10 protein-coding genes and 1 rRNA gene are annotated in these 9,038 nt (G+C 53.4%); 8 read left to right on the top strand and 3 right to left on the bottom strand.

Annotation, left to right across the window (positions count from 1 at the left end):
- From MVD07_RS03060 to MVD07_RS03070, 3 genes are all read left to right on the top strand, one after another.
- Positions 1–274, top strand: a 23S ribosomal RNA gene (locus MVD07_RS03060); the annotation flags it as partial.
- Between the two features lie 158 nt (positions 275–432).
- A complete protein-coding gene (locus MVD07_RS03065) occupies positions 433–909 on the top strand; it encodes a magnesium-dependent phosphatase-1 (RefSeq protein ID WP_297498500.1) in 477 nt (158 codons plus the stop codon).
- Positions 910–913: 4 nt separating this feature from the next.
- Positions 914–1,480 (top strand): DUF366 family protein, encoded by a 567-nt coding sequence (locus MVD07_RS03070; RefSeq protein WP_297498490.1) that lies wholly within the window; start codon positions 914–916, stop codon positions 1,478–1,480.
- Here MVD07_RS03070 and MVD07_RS03075 read toward each other — a convergent pair.
- Both MVD07_RS03075 and MVD07_RS03080 read right to left on the bottom strand, forming a co-directional pair.
- Entirely contained in the window at positions 1,474–2,082 is a 609-nt protein-coding gene (locus MVD07_RS03075; protein WP_297498502.1) for a hypothetical protein, read from the bottom strand. The two genes, MVD07_RS03070 and MVD07_RS03075, sit on opposite strands and share 7 nt — an antisense overlap.
- Before the next feature lie 42 nt (positions 2,083–2,124).
- Positions 2,125–2,997 (bottom strand): PhoI, encoded by an 873-nt coding sequence (locus MVD07_RS03080; RefSeq protein WP_297498492.1) that lies wholly within the window; start codon positions 2,995–2,997, stop codon positions 2,125–2,127.
- Positions 2,998–3,127: 130 nt separating this feature from the next.
- Between MVD07_RS03080 and lysS the strand changes: the two genes are divergently transcribed.
- The 4 genes from lysS to MVD07_RS03100 are packed head-to-tail and all read left to right on the top strand — an operon-like array spanning position 3,128 to position 7,461.
- A complete protein-coding gene (gene lysS, locus MVD07_RS03085) occupies positions 3,128–4,708 on the top strand; it encodes a lysine--tRNA ligase (protein WP_297498505.1) in 1,581 nt (526 codons plus the stop codon).
- Between the two features lie 14 nt (positions 4,709–4,722).
- A complete protein-coding gene (locus MVD07_RS03090) occupies positions 4,723–5,673 on the top strand; it encodes a beta-ribofuranosylaminobenzene 5'-phosphate synthase family protein (protein WP_297498507.1) in 951 nt (316 codons plus the stop codon).
- Complete coding sequence (locus tag MVD07_RS03095; protein WP_297498495.1) at positions 5,666–6,817, top strand: DUF1464 family protein; 1,152 nt, start codon at positions 5,666–5,668, stop codon at positions 6,815–6,817. Before MVD07_RS03090 ends, MVD07_RS03095 begins: the two co-directional genes overlap by 8 nt.
- A 59-nt stretch (positions 6,818–6,876) precedes the next feature.
- On the top strand, positions 6,877–7,461 hold the full coding sequence (locus MVD07_RS03100) for an indolepyruvate oxidoreductase subunit beta (protein ID WP_297498510.1): 585 nt from the start codon (positions 6,877–6,879) through the stop codon (positions 7,459–7,461).
- A gap of 10 nt (positions 7,462–7,471) precedes the next feature.
- Here MVD07_RS03100 and MVD07_RS03105 read toward each other — a convergent pair whose 3' ends face one another.
- Positions 7,472–8,638 carry an MFS transporter gene (locus tag MVD07_RS03105; protein WP_297498498.1) on the bottom strand — a complete coding sequence of 389 codons (1,167 nt, stop codon included), beginning with the start codon at positions 8,636–8,638 and terminating at the stop codon, positions 7,472–7,474.
- 83 nt (positions 8,639–8,721) lie between these two features.
- Here MVD07_RS03105 and MVD07_RS03110 point away from each other — a divergent pair.
- Positions 8,722–9,038: phosphate uptake regulator PhoU (locus tag MVD07_RS03110; RefSeq protein ID WP_297498513.1), on the top strand; the 317-nt coding region annotated here is incomplete at its 3' end.

Consider the following 9,038-nt stretch of genomic DNA (forward strand, 5'->3'; position numbering starts at 1 on the left):
AGAGGAACAGGGAGCCGCGGCCTCTGGTCTACCGGTTGTCCTACAGGGCATAGCCGGGCAGCTACGCCGCGTCCGATAAGGCCTGAAAGCATCTAAGGCCGAAGCGGTCCCCGAAAATAGGCGGCCACTCCTGGGCGTTTGGGCCTGGGCGACCGGTCCGTTGCCCAGGACGAGGGCTCGGGAAGAAGACCCGTTTGATGGGGCGGGGGTGTAAGCGGGAAGGGAAACCGACCCGTTCAGCCTGCCGCTCCCAACAGCCCGAGTGCCCCGGGCGGGACGTCTGAGAGGTCAGCTCGCCTATGCACGGCCCCTCTAAACTTTACTCGTTCTTTATTGTTGTGATTACATCTTCTAGAGTAGTTCAAGGCGACAATCGTGATGTTCTTGTGCCGCAACTGTTAAAGCCAGATTGGCGGAGCTCTCTTGATGTCTATGCGTCTCCTAGTGCTCGACCTCGATGGAACCCTCTGGGATCATGAGGATGCATCTCGACTTACCCCTCCTTATGAGCTCCACGGCGAGTGCATTCTCGATGCCAATGGTGAAGAGCTCTGTCTCTTTCCCGGCGTCCGCGAGTTCCTTGATTGGGCGAGTCGACGCTTTATTCTGACGATAGTCAGTTGGAACGTTGAGGAGAGGGTTAGGCCTATTCTCGAAGGCTTTGGCCTCTGGGACTACTTTATCTTCCCTAAGATCGAGGGGCACCCGAACAAGGCTGACATGATAAGGAGAACTCTCGACGAGCTGAGCTCAATCGGCCACGGTACTAAAGACGTCATCTACGTGGACGACAGGTGCATCCATGTTGATGAGATCAAGACGACCCTTCCGAAGGTTGACTTCGTCCACACGTGGGTCGGTGTAAAGTCTTTTGAAGAACTGAGAGAACTCCTTGAGGAGATGGGGTGATAGTATGGAGTTGCTGGTCGTTAAAGATAGGCGCATCGATTACGATGGTTCGGCCATTCAAAGCCACTGGGCTTACAGAAACTTTGGAATCCTCGGCAACTCGCTCGTCGTCTTCCGCGGAAAATGCGACGTCAAGGTCGAGGAGATGATAGACATAGAGGATCTCCGCCAGAGCAAGGAGATAAAGAGCGACGACATGGTGCACTACATAATCGAGGTCTTCGACCTTGTTAACACCCTCTTTGCCTCAACTCTGCAGAAACTGTTCATAGCCAAACTCTGCGAGGTTCTGGCTGAATATGGGGTAAGAACGGTCAGAAAGGGCGATGATATCTACGTGAACGGCAAAAAGCTCAGCATTTCAATAGCCACAGTTTCCCCTGTCAGCGTCAAGATGCACATCGGGATGAATGTGGAAGCCAAAGGAATCCCGGAGGGCGTCGAAGCGATCGGCCTCAGGGAACTCGGGATCACCGACGTTGAGGGCTTCATGGAGAAGAGCGGAAAAGCCCTTGTTGAGGAGTTCGAGAAGGTTAAGAAGGACAGCCTGAAGGTCAGGTGGGCTCAGTAGAGGAGGAAGAGCAATCCACCAACGAGCGGAACAGCCAAGTTGTCGTCGAGCCAGCCCTGATACTCAGTAAGGGTCAGGATCCCTGCCCACCCTATTTTCCCAACCGTCCCGGAGTTGAGGAGGGGGAGTGCTATTATAATTGCTGTGACGAAGTAGCCGAGACTTCCGGTCCAGTGCTTCCTGAGCTTCACATTGAAGCCGTGCCTTCTGAAGTAGTAGTGCCTTATTATCCCCGTGACTCCGTCGCTTACCGCCATCGCAAGTAGCAGAGCCGTGGAGTATTCAAGCGGAAGCACCAGGGGGATTGCCGAAGCGGAAAATGCAAAGAACACCTCTCCATAGTTGTGCTCTATCTGATACCAGCTCAGCTCCCTTTTCTTCAGGTGGGACCAGAGCTGGATTGCTCCAAAGGTGAACGCCGTCCCGCTGAAAATCCACGCTGGGATGAGGCCCCAGTAGAACATCAGAACCGCTGGGACGATGCTCAGGTGTATCAGTTTTCTGTTTATCCACACCCATTCCGAACCGAGCTTTTTTGTGAAGTCTATCATTGTTAGTATGAAGAGAAGGGCTATCACAACGGCCCCGGCGGTGCCTAACATGGTTTTCACCAAAAGAAATAGTGGGTTGTAGTTAATATACCTTCACCCAAAAGCGCCCATTACCCCGTGGAGCGCGCTGGTGAAATCACCCGCGTGAACAATTATATACCATTCATCGGTTCTCGTGAGTTCTCCCCGTAATTTTCCGATAAACTCCCCGTAAAGGCCCTGAATCTTAATTCTCGGCTCGGTGGTTGAGAGCTTCAGTGTTGTCTCGCTCGGTCTCCCATCTTCCCAGGCGACGCCGATCTTAAGGCCGGCCTTAGTCTCCTTCCTCTTCCTGAGGCCGAGCTTGAGGTAGCGGAGCCTTCCCCTAGGAACGCCGTTCTCCTCCGTCTTCTCGCGTAGGTATTCATCCGCTAAGGCCAGCCCTTGCAGGCCGAGGGCGTAGCTGAAGACCGGTATCCCGAGGTCTTTTCTGGTCCGCCCCTTGTAGGCGTAGACCTCTATCCTTTTTCCCGCTCCGCGGGAGGTGAGATAAAAGCCGTTTGTCTCATTGGTTTTGAACTCGCTCAAAAAATCTGTTAGCGTTTCGTAGAGCGAGAACGGTATCGAAAAGCTCGCCCACGTCCCCCATATCCTTGGCGGGACCGAGACGAAGCCCATCTCCTTGATATGGTATTCAAGGGGCTTCGGCCTCAGTATCAGGAAGCCCTTCTCGGTGGGCTCGATTTCCATGGTAGCTCTTTCACCGGGTACCTTTGCAAATTTCCCGTCGCTTTCGAAGTTCTCCGCCTTCAGAGGCCGGTCTCTCCTCAGTCTCCTGCCTTTTCTGGAGCTCACAGCGACTGGGACTGGCGTTTTCCTTCCTGTTTCCCTATCGTAGAGTACCTTGAAGCCTGCCTTCAGTAGCTCCTCCTGTATTTCGAGCGAAGCCGGGAAAAAGACCTGAACCCTTCCAACCTCAACCTTCATACCGAGACCTCCCTACGCTCAGAGGTAGTTTTTACTATTGAATTTTATAAAGCTTTCCTTTTCTTAATCGTTACAGTTGGCTGAGCTTAAGCTTAAAAAGGACTGGGCAGAGCTTAGCCCGGTGGTGAGGGTGGTTCACTGGGCTGACTACATGGCTGAGAAGATACTCCGCAAAAGGGGGGACAGGGAGGAGTATGTCGTCGAGAGCGGGATCACGCCGAGCGGTTACGTTCACGTAGGCAACTTTAGGGAGTTCTTTACCGCCTATATAGTTGGTCACGCCCTCCGCGATAGGGGCAAGAAGGTTCGCCACATCCACATGTGGGACGACTATGATCGCTTTAGGAAGGTTCCAAAGAACGTCCCACCGGAGTGGAAAGAGCACCTCACGAAGCCTGTCAGCGAGGTTCCCGACCCCTGGGGCTGTCACGATAGCTACGCCGACCACTTCATGGAGATGTTCGAGGAAGAGGTGAGAAGGCTTGGCATTGAGGTGGACTTCCTCCATGCGAGGGAGCTTTATAAGAGCGGTGAGTACGCGGAGGAGATAAAGTTAGCCCTCAAAAGGAGGAACGAAATTAAGGCAATCCTCGACAGATACCGCGAGAGGGCAAAACAGCCGCCGCTCGAAGAGGACTGGCAACCGGTTATGATCTACTGCCCCCACTGCAGAAAGGAAGCAGAGTTCGTAAGCTGGGACGGCGAGTGGAAGGTCTCCTACAGATGTCCACACTGCGGAAGCCAGGGTGAGACCGACATAAGGGAGGGAAACGTGAAGCTCCGCTGGCGCGTTGACTGGCCGATGCGCTGGGCTCACTTTAAGGTTGATTTCGAGCCTGCTGGAAAGGATCATTTAGCTGCAGGAAGCTCCTACGATACGGGGAAAGAAATCTCCGAGAGAGTCTTCGGCTGGAAGGCTCCAATGACCCTAATGTACGAGTTCGTCGGAATAAAGGGCCAGAAGGGCAAGATGAGTGGAAGCAAGGGCAACGTTATCCTGCTGAGCGATCTCTACGAGGTTCTCGAACCAGGGATAATCCGCTTCATCTACGCGAAGGCGAGGCCGAACAAAGAGCTCAAGATAGATCTCGGCTTCGGTCTCCTCAACCTCTACGACGAGTTCGATAAAGTCGAGCGCATCTACTTCGGACTTGAGAAGGCTAAAAACTTGGAGGAAGAGGAGGAGTTAAAGAGAACCTACGAGCTGTCAATGCCAAAGGTTCCCGAAAGACTCGCGGCTCAGGCTCCCTTCAGGTTCCTTGTAACGCTCGTCCAGATGCCCCACCTCGACGAAGATGGTATACTCCGAGTTCTCCAGGAGCAGGGTCACGTCCCGGAGGAGCTGGCGCAGGAGGATGTCGAGAGGATAAGGCTCCGCATCCGCTTGGCCAAGAACTGGGTCGAGAAGTATGCTCCAGACGACGTTAAGTTCAGATTGCTTGAGAAGCCACCGGAGATTGAGCTGGAGCCGAAAGTGAGGAAGGCCATGCTCGAAGTTGCAGAGTGGCTGGAGAGGCATGACAGGTTCACCGTTGAGGAGCTCAACAACATAATCTTTGACTCGGCTAAAAAGCGCGGGATTCCGAGCAAGAAGTGGTTCAAGGTCCTCTATCAGGTATTCATCGGAAAGGATCGCGGGCCAAGGCTTGCACCATTCCTCGCTTCCCTTAACAAGGACTTCGTGGTGAAGAGGCTCCGCCTTGAGATCTGAACCGGGTGGTGGCAGTGATAAGGATAAGTGCACCGGCTCACCTTCACACAGGGAACCCCGATTTAAGTGGTGATCTCGGGAGGCTCTACGGGACGGTCGGCTTTGCCATTCAAACTCCAAGGCTTGAAATCGAGATCAGGAAGGCTGAGAAGGAGGGCTCGAACGATGAGGATGCACTTAAGTTCATCAAACGCTTCCGCAAGAGTCATGACTTCCCGCCGGTTGAGGTGAAGGTCAAAAGCTACATCCCCAAGTGGGTCGGCCTTGGCTTTCACACGACGCTGGCTCTGAGCATCGGCGAGGGGATCAACAGGCTCTTCAACCTCGGCCTTTCCTTCGAGGAAGTTGCCCTCGCCATGAGACGCGGCTTAATAACTGCCCTCGGCTTCTATGCAATGAAAACCGGTGGCTTCATCTACGAAGGAGGCTTTCCAGTTGATAAGAGGGAGAAGGCCGTTCCACCCCTGATTTTCAGGGATGAGGTGCCAGACGACTGGCTCTTCGTGGTTGCCGTTCCGGAGACGCCGAGAAAGGCCTTAGCTGAAATCAGGAAGAGGGAAGACGAAATACTCGAGGATCTCAAGAAAATGCCTCCAGAACTGGCCGATAGGCTTTCAAGGATGGTCCTCATGAAAATCCTTCCAGCTTTCGTCGAGCGGGACATTAAGACCTTCGGCGAGGGCCTCTACCAGTTCAACCACCTTCTAGGTGAGTTCTGGAGCGATTACCAGGAAAACGTCTACTGCTGTGACCTCGTTAAAGAGGGCATCAAGCTCATGCTCGGCAAAGCCTACTGTGCCTGTCAGACAAGCTGGGGGCCGGCTTTCTACGGCCTCGTTAAAGGAGAAGCCTCGGCCGAGGAAGTAAAATCAATTATCGAGTCCTTCCTCCATGAGAACGGCGACGGCGGAGATGTTTTCATAACGAAAGCTGACAACTGGGGGATGGTGGTGGAGCGTGGTTAAGGCGATAGGCATAGACTCCGGAACCAAGAGCATGGATCTATTCGGCTTTGACGACGAGGCCGGTGAGGTGATTGTTGACGCTGCCGTTGACAGGAACAGAGTAACGGAGAACCCCGCGATAATCGTTGACATTCTGAGGGAAGTGCAGGAGGAGTATGGAAAGATCGACGCAATAGTCGGCCCTTGTGGCTATGGAATACCGCTAAAGCTCGCCAGAGAGACCACGGATGAGGAGATAGCGCTGGCGACGTTCATCAGTGAGGCCGACGTGAGGAGGCGACTAAAGATAGTCGGCTTGAGGGAGCTTATGCTTTTGCTGAGGGAGGCAGAGGATTTAAACGTCTACTTCACCCCTGGGGTTATCCACCTTCCGACGGTTCCCGAGTGGAGGAAGGCCAACAGGATTGACCTTGGAACCGCTGACAAGGTCTTCACAGTGGCTTTGGCGATGGTGAAGGAAGCTGAGAGAAAGGGCATTCCTTACTCCGGGACGAACCTCATAGCGGTCGAGGTCGGCTTCGCCTACACCTCGGCGATGGCCGTCAAAAACGGCCAGATAGTTGATGGGATGGCTGGGACGGCCGGCTTTCCCGGTTACCTCGGAATGGGCTTCATGGACGGCGAGCTAGCATACGCTTTAGCTAACTCCCTGGACGACTTCGGAAAGCTTACCCTCTTCCAGGGAGGAGCATCTTACATAGCTGGAATCGACCCCTTCTCGATCTCGCCGGAGGAGTTTGTGAAGCTAGCTAAGGACGACGGGAAAGTTGAGAAGGGCTACAAAGCTATGATTGAGGCCGTCGTCAAGGATGTCTTCAGCCTGCTCCCATCAACGGTGCCAGAGTCAATCTACATCAGCGGGCGCTTTTCGAGGATTCCGGAGTTCTTCGAAGACGTGAAGAGGGCCCTTGAGGATGCCTTTGAGAGCTACGGCTTCTCAGTCGAGGTTCTTAAGCTGGAGAGCAGGGCCAGAGCGAAGGAAGCCGCTGAAGGAAGCGCGATAATAGCCAATGGAATAGCCGGAGGAGAATACAGAGGACTCGTTGAGGCACTCAGGTTAAGGGAGAGTTCCGGTTCGATCTTCGACTGGGTAAAGCTGAAGGAGCGCAACAAGCTTAGGATTTTCGAAAAGCTAATCCTTTGAGTGAATTTTTTTAAGCTTAGCTTTTTATTCCCTCCTTCAAATTCTTTCCGGTGGTGTTCATGGAGTTCAACCTCATAATAACCGGTGTCGGTGGTCAGGGCGGGTTAACCCTTTCGAGAATAATCGGCAACGCGGCAATGGTTGAGGGCTACGGTGTTAGGATAGGCGAAACCCTCGGAATGAGCCAGCGCTATGGTAGCGTTCTGAGCTACCTCAGGTTTGGGGAAGGGGTTTATTCACCCCTCATCGAGGAGGGAGAGGCTAACCTGATGATTGCTCTTGAGCCGGCCGAAGCTTTGAGGAACGCGCGCTTTCTGAGCGGGAAGAGCACCGCGATAATCAACGCCTATCCAATCCACACGGCAACCACTTTAGTCGGCAAGGAGCGCTATCCTAAGCTTGATGAAATAAAGGAAGCAATCGGGAGAATTTGTTTGGTTTACATGATGAACTTCCAGCGTGAGGCTGATAAAATAAACCCAAGGACTCTGGGAGTCCTCATGCTCGGCTACGCCTACGGTAAGGGCTTAGTCCCGCTGAAGAAGGAGTCCCTGCTTGAGGGCATAAAATTCACCCTCCGTGAGAAGCTCTGGGAGATGAACTTCAGGGCGTTAGAGCGCGGCATAGAGCTGGCTGGTGGATGATTCCTCTTTCTCATCTGTTGTTCTTGATGAAGAAAGAATAGAACACCGCGGTTGCCACCCCATATAAAAGGGCCGTTGCATAAAAGGGGTAGCTCAGGGAAGTCGCGAAGAGCATTCCCCCGAGGTAGTTTCCGGCACCGCGCATGAAAGTCGAGAAGGCCTGTCTTATTCCGGAAGCGGTTGCCTTCTCCTCCGTCGAGAAGAAGCCCATCATAAAGGAGGTGTTAACCGGCCAGACAATATTCATCAGGATAGCCCTTGCTATGTAGACAGTCGCCGCAAGGATGAAAGTTCCTATCGAGGGAAAAACAAGGAAGAGGAACGTGGCAGCCCCCTGGAAGTAAGTTATAACTTTAACGGGGCCCATCCTTTTTACCAGGCCCGGGAGGAGGAAGGAACCGAGCCCCATCGCTAGCTGCATCACGAAGAAGACGCCACCTATTGAGGCGAGGTTCTTCCCGAAGCGCAGGTTGAAGTAGATGCTCATGTAGGGTATCGTTATCCCCGCGCCGAGTCCTATAAGTGCGCTCGGAAGGGAGAACTTGAGTATTCTCATAACCAGTTCCTTCCTCCACCTTACTCTCTTTCCTCTGACGGGGGCATCTCTAACCACCATGAGGGCAGGGATTACGAAGGCGAACTGGAGGAGGGCAATGGCAACAGTGGCTCTGTATGCTTGCACCTCCCCAAGGTTTCTCCCCGTGAGGTACTCCGGCAGGACTCCCGCTAATAAGATGCCAAAGGCGTTGAAGAGCGTCCCAAGGCCGAAGCTCCGGGAGAAGGCCTCGTGCCTCCTTTCCGCGGGAACCAGCTCGCTGAGGAAGGCCGAGAAGTTTGGTTGCCTGAGCCCCATATTGATCCCAACGAGTAGAAAACCCGTCAGAAGGACAAGTGTACCGCCGTCGAGCACCTGGAGGAACCTCCCCGTGAGGCCTAGGAGGGCACTTATAAGGAGGGTTCTCTTGTAGCCCAATCTCAGCGACAGGGGACCGGCGAAGAGGAAGAAGAGCCCGGCCGTGACTGTCTGCAGTGAGAAGAACGTCCCCATCATACCCGTCCCGTAACCGAGTGCCTTAAGGTAGAAGGGTATTATGAAGAAGGAGAACTGGAGGAAAGTCTGGCCGAGCGCGTTGGCCGTTATGATTATCCTCGCGTCCCTTCCGTATGAATTGAGCATGCTGTAACATGTATCTTAGCGTTTATAAGTATATCGAAGTGAAGCCTTTAAGCCCGTTATCTATATAGTCCTTGGTGCCAGCTATGGAGTTCAGGAAGATACAATTTACCGGCAGGAGCTCATATATTATTTCACTGCCCAAGAAATGGGTTCGCGAGAACAGCCTGAAACAGGGTGATACTGTCCCGCTGGTCATAAACCCCGATGGGAGCATAACGATATTCCCGAAGGAGCCGAAAGAGACCAGTGAAAAAAAGCTTCTGAAGATATCGACTGGGTTCTCGCCGGACATGGCCATAAGGCTCGTGATCTCGGCATACATACAGGGTTATGACGTCATTGACATAATCTTCTCGGATGAAATGCCCCTGTACAAGGTTAAGGTCAGGAAGGTTCTCCA

The organism is Thermococcus sp., from assembly GCF_027008145.1.
In the GTDB taxonomy this organism is placed as follows: domain Archaea; phylum Methanobacteriota_B; class Thermococci; order Thermococcales; family Thermococcaceae; genus Thermococcus.